The 17,434-nt window shown below is 58.5% G+C and carries 16 protein-coding genes; 14 read left to right on the forward strand and 2 right to left on the reverse strand.

The window, feature by feature from the left end:
• Positions 1-81: 81 nt before the first annotated feature.
• The gene (locus AC1RVY_RS13715; RefSeq protein ID WP_218296219.1) at positions 82-906 is read left to right on the forward strand and encodes an IclR family transcriptional regulator; all 825 of its coding nucleotides are present in this window, start codon (positions 82-84) and stop codon (positions 904-906) included.
• A gap of 40 nt (positions 907-946) precedes the next feature.
• On the opposite strand, the gene AC1RVY_RS13720 is transcribed toward AC1RVY_RS13715, so the two are convergent.
• Both AC1RVY_RS13720 and AC1RVY_RS13725 read right to left on the reverse strand, forming a co-directional pair.
• Positions 947-1,777, reverse strand: a complete 831-nt coding sequence (locus AC1RVY_RS13720; RefSeq protein ID WP_218296328.1) for an IclR family transcriptional regulator — start codon at positions 1,775-1,777, stop codon at positions 947-949.
• 159 nt (positions 1,778-1,936) lie between these two features.
• A complete protein-coding gene (locus tag AC1RVY_RS13725) occupies positions 1,937-2,740 on the reverse strand; it encodes an IclR family transcriptional regulator (protein ID WP_218296218.1) in 804 nt (267 codons plus the stop codon).
• 149 nt (positions 2,741-2,889) lie between these two features.
• On the opposite strand from AC1RVY_RS13725, the gene AC1RVY_RS13730 reads away from it, so the two are divergent.
• The 13 genes from AC1RVY_RS13730 to AC1RVY_RS13790 all read left to right on the forward strand — a co-directional run bounded on the left by AC1RVY_RS13730 (position 2,890) and on the right by AC1RVY_RS13790 (position 17,430).
• Entirely contained in the window at positions 2,890-4,647 is a 1,758-nt protein-coding gene (locus AC1RVY_RS13730; RefSeq protein WP_218296217.1) for an FAD-dependent oxidoreductase, read from the forward strand.
• A 27-nt stretch (positions 4,648-4,674) separates the two neighbouring features.
• A complete protein-coding gene (locus AC1RVY_RS13735) occupies positions 4,675-5,451 on the forward strand; it encodes an SDR family NAD(P)-dependent oxidoreductase (RefSeq protein WP_255594778.1) in 777 nt (258 codons plus the stop codon).
• A gap of 73 nt (positions 5,452-5,524) precedes the next feature.
• The gene (locus AC1RVY_RS13740; protein WP_218339808.1) at positions 5,525-6,721 is read left to right on the forward strand and encodes an ABC transporter substrate-binding protein; all 1,197 of its coding nucleotides are present in this window, start codon (positions 5,525-5,527) and stop codon (positions 6,719-6,721) included.
• A 58-nt stretch (positions 6,722-6,779) separates the two neighbouring features.
• Positions 6,780-7,703: a branched-chain amino acid ABC transporter permease gene (locus AC1RVY_RS13745; RefSeq protein ID WP_218296215.1), complete on the forward strand. Its 924-nt coding sequence runs from the start codon at positions 6,780-6,782 to the stop codon at positions 7,701-7,703.
• Positions 7,700-9,478 carry a branched-chain amino acid ABC transporter ATP-binding protein/permease gene (locus tag AC1RVY_RS13750; RefSeq protein ID WP_492806856.1) on the forward strand — a complete coding sequence of 593 codons (1,779 nt, stop codon included), beginning with the start codon at positions 7,700-7,702 and terminating at the stop codon, positions 9,476-9,478. The genes AC1RVY_RS13745 and AC1RVY_RS13750 overlap by 4 nt, the downstream gene beginning before the upstream one ends.
• A gap of 15 nt (positions 9,479-9,493) precedes the next feature.
• On the forward strand, positions 9,494-10,204 hold the full coding sequence (locus AC1RVY_RS13755; protein ID WP_369643433.1) for an ABC transporter ATP-binding protein: 711 nt from the start codon (positions 9,494-9,496) through the stop codon (positions 10,202-10,204).
• Positions 10,205-10,236: 32 nt separating this feature from the next.
• Positions 10,237-11,199 (forward strand): MBL fold metallo-hydrolase, encoded by a 963-nt coding sequence (locus tag AC1RVY_RS13760; RefSeq protein WP_492806857.1) that lies wholly within the window; start codon positions 10,237-10,239, stop codon positions 11,197-11,199.
• Positions 11,200-11,328: 129 nt separating this feature from the next.
• Positions 11,329-12,648, forward strand: coding sequence for a homogentisate 1,2-dioxygenase (hmgA, locus tag AC1RVY_RS13765; RefSeq protein WP_492244644.1), 1,320 nt, complete (start codon positions 11,329-11,331; stop codon positions 12,646-12,648).
• Between the two features lie 6 nt (positions 12,649-12,654).
• Positions 12,655-13,926 (forward strand): fumarylacetoacetase, encoded by a 1,272-nt coding sequence (gene fahA / locus AC1RVY_RS13770; protein ID WP_492806858.1) that lies wholly within the window; start codon positions 12,655-12,657, stop codon positions 13,924-13,926.
• A 15-nt stretch (positions 13,927-13,941) separates the two neighbouring features.
• Positions 13,942-14,874, forward strand: a complete 933-nt coding sequence (locus AC1RVY_RS13775; RefSeq protein ID WP_255591052.1) for a DMT family transporter — start codon at positions 13,942-13,944, stop codon at positions 14,872-14,874.
• Positions 14,875-14,891: 17 nt separating this feature from the next.
• Positions 14,892-16,055, forward strand: a complete 1,164-nt coding sequence (locus tag AC1RVY_RS13780) for an NADH:flavin oxidoreductase/NADH oxidase (protein WP_492806859.1) — start codon at positions 14,892-14,894, stop codon at positions 16,053-16,055.
• 22 nt (positions 16,056-16,077) lie between these two features.
• Entirely contained in the window at positions 16,078-16,773 is a 696-nt protein-coding gene (locus tag AC1RVY_RS13785; protein WP_218296209.1) for an EthD domain-containing protein, read from the forward strand.
• Positions 16,774-16,788: 15 nt separating this feature from the next.
• Positions 16,789-17,430 carry an EthD domain-containing protein gene (locus AC1RVY_RS13790; protein ID WP_369643427.1) on the forward strand — a complete coding sequence of 214 codons (642 nt, stop codon included), beginning with the start codon at positions 16,789-16,791 and terminating at the stop codon, positions 17,428-17,430.
• Positions 17,431-17,434 lie beyond the last annotated feature (4 nt).

Below are 17,434 nucleotides of genomic sequence, written 5' to 3' on the forward strand. Positions count from 1 at the left end.
AACTAGTATTTACCCTATGCAAGTGCGTTAGTCATTGTTGAATTTCGCCTGCCTGTCTGATTGGGCCTATGATTTCGCCCTATGAAACTGACTGCCCCGCAAGATGACGATTTGAGTCCGTCGCACCCTAGTGGCCGTGAGCGCCGTGGAATCCAGTCAATAGAGGTGGGGGGGGAAATACTGAAGGTGTTGGCTTCTGAGCCAAGGCCTATGGCCCTCAGGGACCTGACCAAGGCTGTCAGCATGCCTTCCGGGAAGATCCATCCCTACTTGGTGAGCTTTGGGAAGATCGGGCTCGTGGCACAGGACCCCGTAACTGGTCAGTACTTGCTGGGACCTATGGCGATCCAATTGGGGCTCACCGGGCTGCAGACTCTCAATCCCATTCGCGAAGCGACGCCCATGGCGGAGGCGTTGGCTGCTGAAACCGGGCACACGGTTGCGATCGCGGTCTGGGGAAACCTCGGGCCCGTCATCGTTCGCCTGATCGACGCTGCGTACCCGATCAACACCAACATCCGTACCGGAACGGTGATGTCGCTGGCCAATACAGCAACCGGCAGGGTGTATTCAGCTTATTTGCAAAGGCCATTGATCGACCGGATGCTTCAGGATGACTACATCCGTTTGGGCCCTGACATTGCCCATCCGCTTGATGGCAAGGCGGTTGAGGATCTGATCGAGGAGGTGAGGGCGCGGGGAATGTCGCGAGGGGTGAATCATCCAACGCCGGGGATTGTTTCGTTCTCGGCACCAGTCTTTGACTACTCCGGCGCGATTGCCCTGACTATCACGATGATGGGCCCTACGGGTACCTTTGACCCTGATTGGAATGGTCCGATGGCCGTGGCCCTGCGCACTTGTGCCCTCGCTATCTCGCAGAGGCTCGGATTCAGGAAGGCGTAGGTGAACCTCGCCAGCGGCAGGCCATCCCGGCCAATGGATGTCAGCGCGGATCCAGAGAGGCTCTTGAAGGTCCGCCTAGGCGTTTGGATACCTCTTGGCCGCATGCGCGCACGGCTGTGGCTTGGGTGCCATTCCAGTCCGTGTCAAAAGACCTTGAGCGCCCCATGAGCGTGACGCCCAGGACGATGTTGCCTGAATAGTCAAAGACGGGCGCGGCAAAGGAGCAAACACCAGGGGTGGGGTTGTTGACCGAGCGCGATACCCCATGCTTGCGCACCTCGATCAACATTCTCTGCAGTTCTTCCGTGTCGACGGGTTTCGCAATGTCCGGCCCTAAGCGCCGCTCGTCTTCCAGCAACGACTCTTCGATCAGTTTCGCGGGAAGGTATGCGGCGAACAATCGACCAGTCGCAGTACCGGCAAGGGACATTACCGTTCCAGTACGGATGTTGGTGTGCAGCGGATAGATGGCGTCAAAGAGGAAGACCATCGTCGGGCCTTGATTTCCCCAGACGGACAATCCGACGCTGTGCCCAGTTTCCCGCGCCAGCTGCTCGGCGAAGGGAGTGGCTTCGCGTACTGGATTGAGCATGCGGAGGGTCACAAGGCCTAGTTGCATTGCCGTGGGGCCTAGCCAATAGAACCCCGTCGAGGCTTCCTGGGTCACAAGCCCCAACTTGGCAAAGCTCACGAGATAGGGGTGCGCCTTTCCTGGAGCCATGTCGGCAGCTCGCGCCAGTTCTCTCAACGGCAACGGGCGACCTTGCGCACCCAGTGCGAGAAGCAACTGACCGCCGGCTTCAATAGACTGAATTCCTCGGCGCTCCTTCTCGGAACCACCTTCATTGCCGTCTTCATCAAGTGCGCCCATGGTCTTGTCCTTGGAGTTAAATTTGGCGGTCTCGTTTGCCATAGATGAATTTTTAGTCTAGTGCTTATGCATTAGGATGTCTGTGACCAGGCGCAATACGGCGCTGAATCGGGAGCCATGGGGCTTTTGTTTCCGTCTGTTCATTTTTTTGCTCTGCACTCAGGCGCCGCGCCGGAGGCTCCCGAGGCGCGTGGAGATCGCTGAGCCGCATGCTCTTGCCGCCTTTGCCTGGTTTCCGCTCCAGGCTGTGTCAAATGACCGGGTACGCCCCAGGAGTGTGACCGCCATCACAACATTGCCCGAATAGTCGAAAACCGGGGCTGCAAACGAGCTGACCCCCACTGTGGGCATATCCACGGAACGTGAGAGTCCATGTTCGTGCACCAAGCTGAGCATATCTTGCAGCTCGCTCGGCTCAACGGTTTTTGCGATATCTGGGCCCAGGCGACGGTCATCCTCCAGCAGTGACTCTTCTATGAGTTGTCGAGGTAGATAGGCCACGAACAAGCGCCCTGTTGCTGTTCCGGCAAGAGACATCACCGTCCCCACACGCATGTTGGTATGAAGGGGATAGGTCGCATCGAAAAGCGATACCACCGTCGGCCCTTGATTTCCCCAGACAGACAGTGCAACGCTGTGCCCTGTTTCTTGCGCGAGCAGTTCCGCAAGCGGTGCGGCTTCGCGTAAGGGATTGACGGTGCGAAGCGTCAGGAGGCCGAGTTCCATGGCGGTACGACCGAGCCAGTAGTGGCCGGTTGAGGCGTCTTGAGTCACCAGACCGAGTTTTGAGAGGCTCACCAAGTAGGGGTGTGCCTTTCCCGGAGCCATGTTGGCAGCCCAGGCAAGCTTCTTGAGGGGAAGAGGGTGCCCGTGGGCCTCCAGCGCAAGAAGCAGCTGCCCACCAGCCTCTATGGCTTGAATGCCTCGGCGCGCCTTGTCTGGGGCCACGTCAATTTCTTCCATCACAGATGTCCCCGTAGTCGATGCATGGTATCTGATCCATTCAATTGCATTTGATTGGGGTAAACCATTAGTCTATAAAAAATGCATTAGCACCATACTAACGTCATTGGGTCGCTAAAAGCGGCCCCTACGTCCAAGGAGTGATGACCATGAGTGAGCTGGAAACGAGCTATGACGTTTTGGTAGTTGGAACTGGAGCGTCCGGCATGTCCGCGGCCGTGACGGCTGCGTACGAGGGGTTGAAGGTACTGGTTGTCGACAAGGCGCCTGTCTATGGGGGCACCACGGCCCGGTCTGGTGGCTGGTTGTGGATTCCCGGGACAAAGCTCGCCAGGGAGCAAGGCATCAGCGAACCCCCAGGGGCGGCACGGGCATACCTGCAGCACGAAACCACTACGCATTTCGATCCCGCGCGCGTAGACGCCTTTATCGAGAACGGGCCAAAGGCCATTGATTTCTTCACGGAAAAAACGTGCGTGCAATTCGACATGCCGCCAGTGTTTCCGGACTATCACGCAGAGGCCCCCGGCGGCCAGCCAGGTGGCCGCTCCATGGTGACCCGCCCATTCGATGCCCGTGAACTCGGCGCCTATGTTTCAAAACTCGCCCCCCCCGTGCCCGAGTTGACGGTTTTCGGGATGATGCTTGGATCAGGTAAGGAGCTGTGGCACTTCTTGCGTGCCTTCAAGTCGCTCGAGTCATTCTTGTATGTTGCCAAGCGCTTCGGCGGACATCTCATGGATGTTGTCAGGTACGGCCGTGGGATGACGCTGACCAACGGCAATGCACTGGCCGGTCGGCTGGCCAAGGCCGGCATGGACCTGAACATCCCCGTGTGGCTGAATGCTCCGGTCAAAAAACTCATCGTGGAAGGCGATGCGGTCGTGGGTGCAACTGTGGTGCGGGACGGCAAGTCAGTAGAAGTTCGAGTGCGCCGAGGCGTCGTTCTTGCCTGTGGTGGCTTTCCCTACGACATCGAGCGTCGCAAGCAGTTGTTCCCACATGCGCCAACCGGCCGAGAGCACTTCACTCCGTCCCCTGCGCTGAACACCGGTGACGGGTTGCGCCTCGGCGAATCCGTAGGGGGCTGGGTCGATCCCAGCATCCCGAATGCGGCCGCCTGGTGTCCAACCTCGGTGGTCCAGCGCAAGGATGGCACCCAGGGAGTTATGCCGCACTTCATCGATCGCGCGAAGCCCGGTGTGATCGCCGTGACTTCAAGGGGGCGGCGATTTACCAACGAGGCGATGTCTTATCACGACTTCATTCAGGACCTCGTGAAAGCTTGCAAAGGGTCCGCCGAAGTGACCTGCTGGCTCGTCTGTGATCACGAGCACCTGCGCGAATATGGGTTGGGGGCGGTAGCTCCATTCCCTCTGCCCATTGGCAAGCATCTCAAAAGCGGCTATTTGAAGCGAGGCAGCAGCCTTCAGGAACTGGCGAGCCTCATCGGCGTTCCAGCCGCCGCCCTCCAAGAAGAGGTCGAAGCCTTCAATCGGGATGCCGCGTCTGGAGTGGACACAAAGTTTGCCAAGGGAAGCACCGCCTATAACCGGTATCAGGGCGACTCGCTGGTCAAGCCCAACCCCTGCATGGCCCCGATCCATAGAGGTCCGTTCTATGCCATCAAGATAGTTGTGGGTGAAATCGGGACGTTCGCAGGGCTGGCAACCGATGAGTCCTGCCAAGTCCTTTCAAAGGACCGGCAGCCAGTCAAGGGCTTGTATGCAGTTGGCAATGACGCCGCCAGCATCATGGGCGGCAACTACCCAGGCGCAGGCATCACCCTCGGTCCAGCGCTCACTTTTGGCTATGTCGTCGGTCAGACGCTCGCAAGGAAAACAAGTGAACCGACAGCCAGTCCGAATCGGACCTCTGCTGGGCGCCTGCAACCCCAAACAGCATAGATCGAATACATACCAAGAAAGACCGCAATGGAAATCTCTGAACTCATGGCGCCCAAGGTCCTCCATGGACGCATCGCGCTTGTGACCGGCGCAGGACAAGGCAATGGCAGGGCTATCGCCAAGGGCCTTGCAAAGGCAGGGGCTCGGGTCGTCGTGACGGACTTGAACGAAGAGAACGCCAAGCTTGTTGCCGCAGAAATCAGGGCCGCTGGCAGTGATGCAATCGCGTACAAGTTGGACGTGACCTCCAATGATGCTTGCCAAGCCTTGGCAAAAACTGTGGCCACTGAAATCGGCAATATCGACATCCTGGTCAATAACGCGGGCATCATCATTCGCGAGGGGCTGGACAGCCCCCAGGTGGCGTCCAACCTCGAGCGCACTCTGAATGTCAACGTGATGGGATCCTTCCTTCCATCGCATGCATGGCTGGATGCGCTGAAGCAGACCAGGGGAGTGATCATCAATGTGGGGTCTATTGCCTCGAGCACTGGAATCCCCAACGTGGTGGGCTATTCACCATCCAAGGGCGCCGTCAAACTCATGACGCAAGCCCTCGCCGTCGAGCTTGCCAAGGACGGAGTTCGGGTGAACGCAATCGCTCCCGGAGTCATCGAAACTCCGATGACTTCCTACACACGGGAGGCTCCTGAGCGACTCGACAAATTCATGCTGCGCACGCCCATGGCACGCGTCGGCCAGCCCGAAGAATTGGTCGGTCCCGTGGTTTTCCTGGCATCCGGCATGGCCTCCTATGTGACGGGGGTCACGCTTCCTGTGGATGGCGGGTTTCTCGCCTCCTGAGTCCTTGAGTCGTTTCCATCCAGATTTCCAACCCAGAACTCACCGAGTTCACCATTCCAAAAAGGAGACAGCCATGAGTATTCCTAAGCTCTTCAAGCGAGCCATCCTGGCAGCCGGCGTTGTCGCTGCTGCCACCGCAAGCGCGCAAGACATCAAGCTTGGATACAACGGAGATTTGTCCGCATCCCCATCGGCGCAAAGTGGGCAGGCAGCGGTTCTGGGCATGGAGGCCGCAATCGCCGACATCAACGCTGCAGGCGGCGTTCTGGGCAAGAAGCTGACGCTGGTTACGCGGGACGATACCTCTGCGCCTCCAAAGTCGATCCAGAACATGAGCGAATTGATCGACAGCGAGAAGGTCTCTGCGGTCTTTGGTCCGACCAACTCTGGCAATGCGATGGCCTGGAAGCACATCGCCAACCAAAAGAAGATCCCTGTGATCGGCAACGTGGGTTCGGGCACCGATATCACCAAGCCCATGAGTCCTGGTGCGGACAACTATATGTTCCGAGTCTCGATGGTGGATCGTGAGCAAGTAGCGGCCTTGATGGCCTACGTGAAAAAGAATGCTGGCCAGTCAAAAGTAATCGGTCTGATGGCGGAAACCACGGGCTATGGCCAGGGCGGTCTCAAGGACATGGAGGAAATCGCGAAGCTGCAAGATATCAAGATTGCAGCGACTGAGCGCTTCGGTGTGGGCGATACCGATATGACGTCTCAGCTGAGCAAGATGAAGTCCGCGAACGTGGACACTGTGGTGGTCTGGGCTCAGGGGACGCCCATCGCGCAGCTTGTTCGCAGCATGGAGAAGACAAATTACTTCCCCTTGGTGCTGACCTCCTGGGCTGCCGACAACATCACTTTCTATGATGCGGCAGGCAAGGCGCTTGCCGAGAAGCCAATCTTCATGCGCACGGTGAGCGAGACGCGTACACCTTCCCAGCAGAAGCTGTTTGATCGCATCGGGGCCAAACTCAAGGCGCCCGGCTCGTTCTCCTTTGCATTGCATGGCTACGACTCGGTGCAGCTCTACGCTGCGGCTGCCAAGCAAGCCAACAGCTTTGATGGCTCGGCTGTACGTGTCGCGCTGGAAGATCTGAAAGCACCGGTTCAAGGCGTACTCAAGACTTACGACAAGCCGTTCAGCAAGGCCAACCATGAGGCTCTGACAGCCAAAGACCTGGTCTGGATTCGCTGGAAGGACGGCAAGCTGATGCCCTATGCGGATCCGATCGTGAACTCGCTGAGCAGCGCGGACTTCAAGCAATAACGCGCAACGCTTGTCTGGACTGCGCGAAGCAGTCCAGGAAATCATCTCGGAGATAACAATGACAGAGGCGCTCTTGCAGGCGATTCTCAGTGGCTTGGCCGTGGGCGGTGCCTACGCCCTGGTAGCCCTGGGTTTCAGCATCACATTTACAACCACCAAGACCTTGAATTTCTCCCATGGGGAATTCGTGTCCGCGGGTGCATTCATCGGCATGAGCGCGCTCTTCCTCGTCCTCGGTCTTCCTGTGACTTCCACTACGTTCGGCCAGGCCCAGCCTGGTGCCGGTGCCCAGCTGCTGGCGCTTGTTGCAGCCCTCGGAGTGATGGGCTTTTTGGGATGGCTCCTCTACGTGATTGGCGTACGCCCTTTCGCTGGGCGGCCTGGCATGGCATGGGTCATGAGCACCCTGGGCTTTGGCGTCATCCTCCAGAGTATCGGCTTGGCCATTTGGGGCCCCAAGCCGGTGGTCGTCCCGGGACCGGTGGGCGACACTGTCATACGTCTCATGGGAGTCGGTGTGCGACCGCAGGAGCTGCTCACGTTGGGGGTCGCCGTTGTCATCATGATTGGCTTCGACTTTGTGATGAACCGAACGATGGTGGGCAAGGCCATGCGGGCTGTTGCGGCTAACGGCAACGTCGCGAGCCTCATGGGCATCAATACCAACGCAGTGATGATTGGCGCTTTCGTTGTCAGTTCTGCGCTGGCTGGCCTTTCGGGCTTCCTTCTCGCTCCTATTGCGCAGGCATCCCTTTTCATGGGCCTCACCGTGGGGCTGAAGGGATTCTCCGGCGCCATGATCGGCGGGTTGAGCAATCCACGTGGTTGTGTGATTGGCGGGTTCGTTCTCGGCGTCCTTGAGTCCCTGGTGAACCTGTGGTCGGCGCAGTGGCGCGAGGTCGCTGTTTTTGCCCTTGTCATTCTTGTTCTTGCGTTCCGGCCGACCGGTCTTTTTGGCAAGCAGATGGTGGAGAAGGTATGAAGCGCGGCCAACATCTTTTCGGGGTCATGCTTGCCGTCGCTGTTCTCGCAGGCCTGGTTTCCTTTCTGGGAAATGACTACTACCTGCGCATCGTTTTCATGATGTGCGTGTATTACCTCTGTGCTGCAGGCATGAACGTGCTTGTGGGCTATGCAGGGCAGAAGTCACTGGGCCAGGCTGGCCTGTTCGCAGCCGGGGCATATGCGGTGGCGTTGATCACAACGCGCACGGAGATCAACCCGTGGTTCGCGCTGTCGTTGGCAGCTGTTGTCTCCGGCATCTGCGGCGTGCTGATCGCGCTGCCGTCCTTGCGGGTCAAAGGACCCTATCTCGCGATGGTGACGCTGGCGTTCGGCATCGTTGTTGAAAAGCTCGTCGGAGAATGGACTGACGTTTTTGGGGGCGCCCAGGGTATCTACGGCATCAAGCCACTGACCTGGAACGGACAGCCCCTTACGTCCCTGCAATGGGTGTGGCTGGGCATCGCCCTGTGCGCGGTGACGCATCTGCTGCTGCGCAATCTTTTGCAGGGCCGTTTTGGCCGGGCGCTGCTCTCACTGCAAGCCGATGAGATCGCTTCATCTTCGGTGGGCGTCCGTGTCTATCGAGCCAAGGTCATAGCCTTTGTGGTTGCGGCAGTTACCTGTGGCATTGCTGGCGCGCTGGTGGCACAACAGAACCAGTACATCAACTCCGACTTCATCACATTCCATCTGTCGATCTTTATTCTGCTGTTGGTGCTGTTTGGTGGTGCCGGCTCGCAGTACGGCCCTTTGGTTGGAACAGTGGTTCTGACTGTGATCGACGCTGCTCTGGCCCGTTGGCCGTCAGCCCAGCACTTTCTCTATGGATTTCTGCTGCTGTTTGCGCTCTACATCATGCCGGGAGGGGTCATGGGGCTTCTTTCGAAGTGGTTCCGCCGGCCGGCGGCTGCCCCTGGCATGCCTATCAAATCCGCAGCTCCGACGCGCATTGGTCCGCAGGGAGAGGGCGAGTTGCTGGTGGCCCAAGGTGTCACCAAAAACTTCGGTGGAGTACGGCCTGCTCAAAACGTGTCTTTCCGACTTCAGCGTGGGCATATCCACGCGCTGATCGGACCCAACGGTGCGGGTAAGAGCACGATGATCAACATGCTCACGGGTCTTCTGGATCCAAGTGAAGGCTCGATCAAGTTTCTTGGCCAAGAGGTATCGAGCCGACCGGTGCATGCGATCTGTCGTATGGGGATGGGGCGCACCTTCCAAAACCTGCGGCTGTTTGCAGATCTGTCGGTTCTGGACAATGTCATGCTGGGCCGCCATACGCGCATGACGAATGGGTTTCTCGCATCCTTGTTTGCGCTACCCAGCGCTAGAAAGCAGGAAGCCGCCACCCGTGCCCGCGCCTTGCAACTGCTGGATTTGGTCGGTCTGCTGCATCTGGCCTATCAACCGGCCGGCAGCCTCCCCTATGGCCTTCAGCGCCGTGTCGAGCTGGCACGGGCGCTAGCCACTGAGCCTCAACTGCTGTTGCTTGACGAGCCAGCTGCAGGTCTCAATCCACAAGAGACAGCGGAGTTGGGCGATCTTCTTGTCCGTATTGGCAAGTGCGGTGTGACCATCTTGATGGTCGAGCACCACATGGATCTCGTCATGTCGATCTCCGACCACGTGATCGTGTTGGACTACGGGATCAAGATCGCAGAGGGAAAGCCCTCTGAAGTGCAAGCCAACCCCCGTGTCGTCGAGGCCTACCTAGGCGTTGACGAACCGGCGGACGCTCTTGTCGCCCCCTGATCTGGAAAGCACCCTATGTTGAAACTCGATTCAGTGAAGGTCGCCTATGGCGCGATCCAGGCCGTCAAAGGCGTGAGCTTGGAAGTGCGGGAGGGCGAAGTGGTCACCATCATCGGTGCGAATGGCGCGGGTAAAAGCACTCTTCTCAAAAGCATCTGCGGGCTGGAACCCGTTGCCGAAGGCAGCATACAGATTGATGGGAAGGACGTCGCGAAAGTCAGAGCACACGAGCGCGTCGCGCTGGGGGTAGCCATGTCGCCCGAGGGCAGAGGTGTCTTTGCCGACCAGACAGTTCGCGAGAACCTGATGTTGGGCGGCTACTCCCGCCGGCGCAATCCAGCAGCGATTGAAGCGGCGATCGAGCGAGAGTTCAACCGCTTCCCAAGATTGCGTGAGCGTCAGAACCAGTTGTCCGGAACCATGTCGGGCGGTGAACAGCAGATGTTGGCGATCTCGCGTGCGCTGATGAGTGAGCCACGGCTCCTGTTGCTGGACGAGCCGTCTCTCGGATTGGCGCCTTTGATCATCAAAGACATCTTCAATGCCATCCGCCAGCTGCGCGAGTCGGGTCTGACGATCCTGCTGGTTGAGCAGATGGCCAAGCAGGCTCTCGGTGTCGCAGATCGTGCCTACGTGCTCGAGACTGGCCACATCACTTTGGAGGGGACTGGTAGTGCACTCCTTAACGATCCCAAGGTCAAGGCCGCGTACCTCGGCTCACATTGACCGTCATCAATCTATTTCAGAAGGAATATCCCATGACCCAAGAAACCAAGAAGTTTGCCTCGCAAGCCGACCTTGAAGAGAAGAAGGTCACCTTTAGCCAGATATCCGAACACGCGTGGGCCTACACCGCAGAAGGCGATCCAAACACCGGCATCATCATTGGCGACGACGCAGTGCTCGTGGCTGATACACAGGCCACGCCGGCCATGGCGCAAGACGTCATCCGCCGTATTCGCGAGGTGACCGACAAGCCGATCAAATACGTCGTTCTGACGCACTACCACGCTGTGCGCGTGCTCGGTGCCAGTGCATACGGCGCAGATCACATCCTTGCGAGCCAGGACACCTACGATTTGATCGTTGAGCGTGGCGAGCAGGACAAGGCCAGCGAAATTGGTCGCTTCCCTCGTCTCTTCGCGGGAGTTGAGACCGTACCCCCTGGCATGACTTGGCCCACGATGACTTTCACCGGAAAAATGACGCTGTGGCTTGGCAAGGTGGAAGTCCAGTTGTTGCAACTCGGCCGTGGTCACACCAAAGGCGATACCGTCGTGTGGCTGCCTGGTGAGGGTGCTCTGCTGTCTGGCGATCTGGTCGAGTTCGGCGCCACACCCTATGCGGGCGACGCCTACTTCAAGGACTGGCCGCAAACCCTGAAAAATCTTGCTGCCCTCAATCCAAAGGCGTTGGTGCCAGGACGCGGAGTGGCTCTGACCACTCCTGAAGAGGTCGCCAAAGGTCTTTCAGAGACAGGTGAATTCATTGCCGACGTGTATGCGAATGTGCAAAAGGGCGTCTCTGCTGGCAAGGATCTGAACACGATCTACAAGGAGACATTCGCAGCGCTGAAGCCCAAATATGGTCACTGGGTCATCTTTGACCACTGCATGCCGTTCGATGTAACCCGTTGCTACGACGAGGCGACTCAATACGCTGATCCACGCATCTGGACTGCAGAGCGCGACATCGAAATGTGGAAGACGCTGGAAGGCTGAGGTTTCTCCTTCAGTCCCCAACCATCTGCTATCTCGGCTCGGACCGACCTTTGGGACGGTGCGGACGGGTCGGTCCGTCCCTGCATTCTGGGGATTTGCCGGCCCGCAATACCTGTCAAGGAGCAAAGCGTGATTGACCACTTGAATTCGGAACGCCGCTATCAAAGTGGCTTCGGCAACGAGCATGCCACGGAGGCCGTGCCTGGCGCGCTGCCTCAGGGGCGCAATAGCCCGCAAAGGGCTCCGTTTGACCTGTATCCCGAGCTTATTTCTGGAACTGCGTTCACTGCGCCGAGGCATGAAAACCGCCGTACATGGATGTACCGACGCCAGCCCTCGGTGGTGGCGGGGCGCTACAAGGCATACCACCAACCGTTGTGGACCACGGGTGGCGATCGCGGAACGCTCCTCGCACCAGAGCCAATGCGCTGGCATCCCATTCCTTTCGAGGAGGGCGTGGAAATCGACTTCGTTGATGGAATGCGAACCCTGGCAGCCAATGGCGACGCGGATGCGCAAGCGGGTGTTGGTTCTTTGGTGTACCTGGCGAACAAGTCCATGGACAGGCGCGCATTTGTCAATGCGGATGGTGAATTGCTCATCGTCCCCCAGCAAGGGCGGTTGGTCATCACGACCGAATTGGGCGTCCTGGATCTCAGGCCCGGGGAGATTGCAGTCTTGCCTCGTGGCTTGGTCTTCAAAGTTGCAGTGCCGGATGGACCATCGCGGGGGTATGTGTGCGAGAACTATGGTGCGCAGTTTCGCTTGCCTGAACTGGGGCCCATTGGGTCGAACGGGCTTGCGAATGCGCGAGATTTTCTGGCTCCTGTTGCTGCCTTCGAAGAGCAAACAGGTTCTTGCGAGCTGATAAAGAAATTTGGTGGGCACTTCTGGATTGCACCTGCGAAGGGTTCGCCATTTAACGTTGTGGCGTGGCATGGAAACTTGGCGCCGGTGAAGTACGACACGGCCAACTTCATGACCATCGGTTCCATCAGCTTCGACCACCCAGATCCGTCCATCTTCACGGTGCTTACTTCGCCCAGCGATACGCCTGGCACGGCGAACTGCGACTTCGTGATATTCCCGCCGCGATGGCTCGTCATGGAAGACACCTTTCGACCGCCTTGGTACCACCGCAACCTGATGAGCGAGTTCATGGGCCTGGTCTACGGCGAGTACGACGCAAAGCCTGGTGGGTTCAAACCTGGCGGTGCCAGCCTTCACAACGCGATGGTGCCGCACGGCCCTGATGAAGAGGCCTTTGAAAAGGCCTCAAGCGTGGAGCTGACACCACAGAAGCTGGACAACACCCTGGCGTTCATGTTTGAAAGCCGGTATCGCTTCATTCCTTCAGCCTTCGCACTCAGCAAGGCGCCTTTGGATCATCACTATGCCGACTGCTGGGCGGGTCTCAAGGATCAGTTCAAGCCTGCCGGAAGGAGTTGAGAGACTATGTATGACATCGACGCTACCCACGACCCGAAGCTAAAGAGCTGGGTCGATTCAGCCAATCTTGCAGGCTGCGATTTCCCAGTGCAGAACTTGCCTTTCGGGCGATTCAAGCGAGTGGATAGTCAGGGCGACTGGAAGATCGGCGTGGCCATTGGTGATCAGGTCTTGGATCTTCGGGCCGCTGGTTTGATTGACACCGACGACATGAACCTCGTCATGGGCGCTTCGACGAGCGATCGACGGGCCCTGCGTCACAAGATTTCCGAAGGCTTGCGTGACGGAAGTCCTGAACGTGCGACCTGGTTGGGCGCCCTGGTGCCGCAGGTTGAATGCGAGTACACAGTGCCTTGCCGTGTGGGCGACTACACCGACTTTTACACGAGTGTTCACCACGCGACCACGGTGGGCAAGCAGTTCCGTCCAGACAACCCATTGCTGCCCAACTACAAATGGGTACCCATTGGGTATCACGGCCGCGCATCTTCGATCGGTGTAAGCGGCGTCACCTTCAAGCGGCCCCGTGGCCAGATCAAGGCTCCCGACATGTCTGTACCTGGTTTGGGGCCGTCCAGGCGCCTGGACTATGAGCTGGAGCTGGGTTGGCTCGTAGGGGCAGGCAATCAGCAGGGAGAGTCCATCGAGATTGGAGATGCTGAGTCTCATCTCTTTGGAGTGGCCCTGTTCAACGATTGGTCCGCGCGTGATATCCAAGGCTGGGAATATCAGCCTCTGGGCCCCTTCCTCTCCAAGAATTTTGCAAGTACCTTGTCCCCTTGGATGGTGACCATGGAGGCATTGGCTCCCTTTCGCGTAGCGTTCGAGCGGCCCCCCGAAGACCCGCAACCCCTCCCGTACCTTGACGGTGACGGTAATCGCAAAAGGGGAGCATTCTCAATATCTCTTGAGGTTCTTCTGCAGACCCAAACGATGCGCGACGCGGGCGAGGGCCCTGCGCCCCTTTCAAGAACCAATTCCAGTCGAGCGGCGTACTGGACCCCCGCGCAATTGGTAGCGCACCACACTGTAAATGGGTGCAACTTGCAGGCTGGCGACTTGTTGGGGTCTGGGACCCTGTCTGGCCCAGATCCGAGTGAGGCGGGCTCGTTGATGGAGCTGACGACAAGTGGAAAGCACCCGGTCAAACTACCCAACGGAGAGGTCCGCAGCTTCCTTGAAGATGGAGATACGCTGATCCTGCGCGGGTGGTGCGAAGCCGAAGGTGCGGTGCGCATTGGGTTTGGGGATTGCGCTGGCACGGTCGCGGCGTCATGAAGAAGCGCGGAACCCATGCATCCTGAAAGTCCGCGCACTGTGAGTCGCCGGGCACTTGGGGTGCAGGTGACCCTCATCGCCGCGATGGCGATCTGGGGGCTCAATGTCACCGTGGTGAAGCAGCTGACCCTCAGCTTCGAAACTTCCATGCTCGCAGCCTTGCGGATGGTTGTGGCGCTAGCTGTCTTGTCAGGAATTCTGGTCTGGAAACGCCAGATAGTTACCGGCCTGGATTGGAAGCAAGTTCGTACCCTGGTTGGGTGCGGCGTACTGATGGTCTACCTGAATCAACTGCTCTTCGCAGAGGGGTTGCAGCGGTCTACTGCGACGAACGGCGCTCTCATCATGGCTCTCAGCCCCTTGGTGTCTGCAGTGCTTGCCGCGATCATGTTCCGTGAGCGCCTGACCCCGCAACGTCTGCTCGGTGTTGCTTTGGGCTTTGGCGGTGTTTCTGCTGTAGTGCTTAGTCACCCCGGCGCCGGACTGTCTAGTGCGAGCATTGGCGATCTGATGCTGGTGGCGGGGGTGGTGAGCTTTGCGGCCGGGGGGGCGCTGGTGCAGCGCCTTGCCCGCTCTTTACATCCCTTGACCATCAGCTGGTCCATTTACCTCGTTGGTACTTTGATGCTAGTGCTGCAGGCGGCAATCAGAAGTCCTTCCTTGGCCCCTGAGGCGATCTTCCCTGGATGGTGGCAATGGGCGCTGATCTTGTTCTCCGGGGTGATGGCCACGGCCTTGAGTAATCTGCTTTGGAACCGCGCCATTGCCTCTATTGGTGTAGCACGCACAGCGGTCTTCCTCTACTGGGTTCCTGTTTTCGGCGTGCTCTTTGCTGCGATGTTGCTGGACGAGCGTTTGACTACGTGGCACCTCGTGGGCTTTTTCGCAGTCATGGCCGGCACTTTCCTCGGCACTAGACCGCCAGTGCCGCCTTCATCGAACTCTTAAGCCTTTCAAATTTCATCATGACTATCCATGAGCCGCTGTTGTTTCAGCCTTTGAGGCTTCGAGAGCTGCAGCTGAAGAATCGCGTTGTCATATCTCCGATGTGCCAGCATGCCGCCGAAGCGGGGCGGGCCACTTCCTGGCATATGGTTCACCTCGGGAAGTTCGCACTCGGTGGCGCAGGTCTCATCTTGACGGAAAGTACTGCTGTCGACCCGCGTGGCCGTATTGGAACCGCGGATTTGGGTTTGTGGGATGACAGCCAAATCGAGCCGCTGAAGGCAGTGGTCGATTTCGTGCACGCAAACGACTGTGCAATTGGCGTCCAGCTGGCTCACGCGGGCAGAAAGTCGGGTAGCCAGCCGCTGTGGGAGGGAGGTGCGGCATTGAGTGACACGGAAATGCAAGCCGACACAGAGCCTTGGCAGCGGCTCGGCCCCAGCGCGCTCGCTGCAGGTCCAGGTTGGTCCCCGCCCCGAGCTATGGATGCTCAGGAGATTGAGGACGCGATTCAACGCTTCGTCGATGCAACAGTGCGGGCGGAAAAGGTGGGCTTTGACGTCGTGGAGGTGCACTTCGGTCACGGCTATCTAGTCGCCAGCTTTCTGTCCCCGAACTCAAACCACCGAGACGATGAGTGGGGCCGCAGCCTCGATGGCCGCATGAGACTTGCGGTCGAACTGGCAACCCGAGTGCGGGCTGTCTGGCCTGCCAGCAAGCCTCTCTTCTGCAGGCTGTCCGCAGTGGATGGCAGCGTTGACGGGTGGAGCTTGGAGGATTCGGTTGTCCTCGCACGCGAGTTGGTCAAAGTCGGCGTGGACGTCATCGACTGCTCATCGGGCGGGTTGACTGAGGAAACGCGCGCACTTCCGGTGCCACGTGGACTGGGCTTTCAGGTGCCGTTCTCTGAACGCATTCGGCATGGCGCCAATGTGCCCACGCAGGCGGTTGGAATGATCGTCGATGCGGTTCAGGCAGAGGCCGTACTTCAAGAAGGCAAGGCTGATCTGATCGCTTTGGGTCGAGAGGCCTTGTTCGATCCGTACTGGGCTCACCACGCGGCGGGTGCATTGGGTTTGGATTCGAACTACCAGCGCTGGCCCATTCGCCATGGCATATGGCTGGCAAAACGTGCACCCGGCTTGGCGCGAGCACGTGCGGAGGCTGCCGAGCAGCAGAGCTGACATAAAAGGGAAGGACACGCATATGACGGTACGCATGGGACTCATCCGAAAAAAAGTCGACTGGACTTTTGAGGATTTCAATTCATATTGGCGCGATAGCCATGGAGCGCTCGCCAGTCAGTTGCCCAATTTGCGCGAGTATTGGCAAAACCCCGTCGTGGATCGACTGCAGCGAGGTATTGACTTCGCGAGGGGGCCATGGGATTTCGATGGATTTTCGCAACTGTCTTTTGACGACGCAAAGCAGTCTGACCGAGCTTTCAGCGATAGCGATTTGGCGAACGACCTCATCCAGGACGAGCAGTATTTCCTTGGTGACTTGCACATCGTGACCGCCGAGCAGTCCGTGGTCATTCCGGTGCCTACACAGAAAGAGCGCTCCCAACTCCTAAAGCGCATGTCGGTCATCAAGCGTCTGCCGACCCTGAGCGAAGAGGAGTTCCGTCGAGAATGGAAGACTCACGGCGACCTGGTTCGCAAGATGTCTGGCGTCAGCGCCTACCGCCAGAATGTGATCACTGGACGGGAACGAGTGAAAGGACGCCCCTGTGCCTACAGCGATCTTCCTATCGACGGGATCGTCGAGCTTTGGTTCAAGGACGCGGAGACGCTTGGTGCAGCGTTCGGTTCAGACGCTGGCAAGGAAACAATGGCTCATGCCAAGACTTTTCTGTCTGAAATCACGGCGTTTGTGGTGGCCGAGCGGCAAATTCTCTGACGGTAAGGGCTTCAGATGATGAAACGTATGACGCTTCTGGCCAAGAGGGAAGGTATGGCCACGAGTGACTTCCGTGCATATTGGGCGGGGCCTCATGCGCAGCTTGCACTCGGGATGAATGGAATTGTCAAATACACGCACAACCGGGTGGACAAGGTTTTGTGGGCGAGCGATGGTGAGCCGGCCTTCACCGTGGATGGTGTCGTCGAACTGTCTTTCTCCGACGCCGAGGCCATGCGGCAGGCCCAAGCGTCAGTTGTAGGGGCCAAGTTCATTCCGGCCGACGAGCCGCAATTCCTCAGGGGTTGGACGTTGTGCGTTGTGGAGGAGCAGGGCGACGAACCTCAAGAGCAATGCACCAAGGTGCTCATTCCGTTCCATGCGCAGCCAGAGACGCGCAATGCGTTGTGGTCTGAACTGCAAGACCTGGATAAGGCTTCAGGGATGCGTTCGGTGCTGAACTGGACGGTGTCGACGGCACGGCGCGAGAGACTCTGGGCGGAGCCTGTACCTCCCACAGGGGTCATTTCCGCTTGGCTCGCCAGTGTCGCGAAGGCTCATGAAGCTTTCGAGCCCGAGTCCAGGCTCCGCCGGGTGGTCGAGACGTACACCACAGATGGCGTAGCCTATCTCGTCGATCGGCTCCATATCAGGTAAGGCG

Source organism: Acidovorax sp. GW821-FHT11A03 (assembly GCF_058809075.1).

What these genes read in the sequence shown, in the direction of transcription:
- AC1RVY_RS13715 (WP_218296219.1), top strand. Translation starts at nt 82, where the DNA reads ATGAAACTGACTGCCCCGCAAGATGACGATTTGAGTCCGTCGCACCCT.
- AC1RVY_RS13720 (WP_218296328.1), bottom strand. Translation starts at nt 1,777, where the DNA reads ATGGGCGCACTTGATGAAGACGGCAATGAAGGTGGTTCCGAGAAGGAG.
- AC1RVY_RS13725 (WP_218296218.1), bottom strand. Translation starts at nt 2,740, where the DNA reads ATGGAAGAAATTGACGTGGCCCCAGACAAGGCGCGCCGAGGCATTCAA.
- AC1RVY_RS13730 (WP_218296217.1), top strand. Translation starts at nt 2,890, where the DNA reads ATGAGTGAGCTGGAAACGAGCTATGACGTTTTGGTAGTTGGAACTGGA.
- AC1RVY_RS13735 (WP_255594778.1), top strand. Translation starts at nt 4,675, where the DNA reads ATGGAAATCTCTGAACTCATGGCGCCCAAGGTCCTCCATGGACGCATC.
- AC1RVY_RS13740 (WP_218339808.1), top strand. Translation starts at nt 5,525, where the DNA reads ATGAGTATTCCTAAGCTCTTCAAGCGAGCCATCCTGGCAGCCGGCGTT.
- AC1RVY_RS13745 (WP_218296215.1), top strand. Translation starts at nt 6,780, where the DNA reads ATGACAGAGGCGCTCTTGCAGGCGATTCTCAGTGGCTTGGCCGTGGGC.
- AC1RVY_RS13750 (WP_492806856.1), top strand. Translation starts at nt 7,700, where the DNA reads ATGAAGCGCGGCCAACATCTTTTCGGGGTCATGCTTGCCGTCGCTGTT.
- AC1RVY_RS13755 (WP_369643433.1), top strand. Translation starts at nt 9,494, where the DNA reads ATGTTGAAACTCGATTCAGTGAAGGTCGCCTATGGCGCGATCCAGGCC.
- AC1RVY_RS13760 (WP_492806857.1), top strand. Translation starts at nt 10,237, where the DNA reads ATGACCCAAGAAACCAAGAAGTTTGCCTCGCAAGCCGACCTTGAAGAG.
- fahA (WP_492806858.1), top strand. Translation starts at nt 12,655, where the DNA reads ATGTATGACATCGACGCTACCCACGACCCGAAGCTAAAGAGCTGGGTC.
- AC1RVY_RS13775 (WP_255591052.1), top strand. Translation starts at nt 13,942, where the DNA reads ATGCATCCTGAAAGTCCGCGCACTGTGAGTCGCCGGGCACTTGGGGTG.
- AC1RVY_RS13780 (WP_492806859.1), top strand. Translation starts at nt 14,892, where the DNA reads ATGACTATCCATGAGCCGCTGTTGTTTCAGCCTTTGAGGCTTCGAGAG.
- AC1RVY_RS13785 (WP_218296209.1), top strand. Translation starts at nt 16,078, where the DNA reads ATGACGGTACGCATGGGACTCATCCGAAAAAAAGTCGACTGGACTTTT.
- AC1RVY_RS13790 (WP_369643427.1), top strand. Translation starts at nt 16,789, where the DNA reads ATGATGAAACGTATGACGCTTCTGGCCAAGAGGGAAGGTATGGCCACG.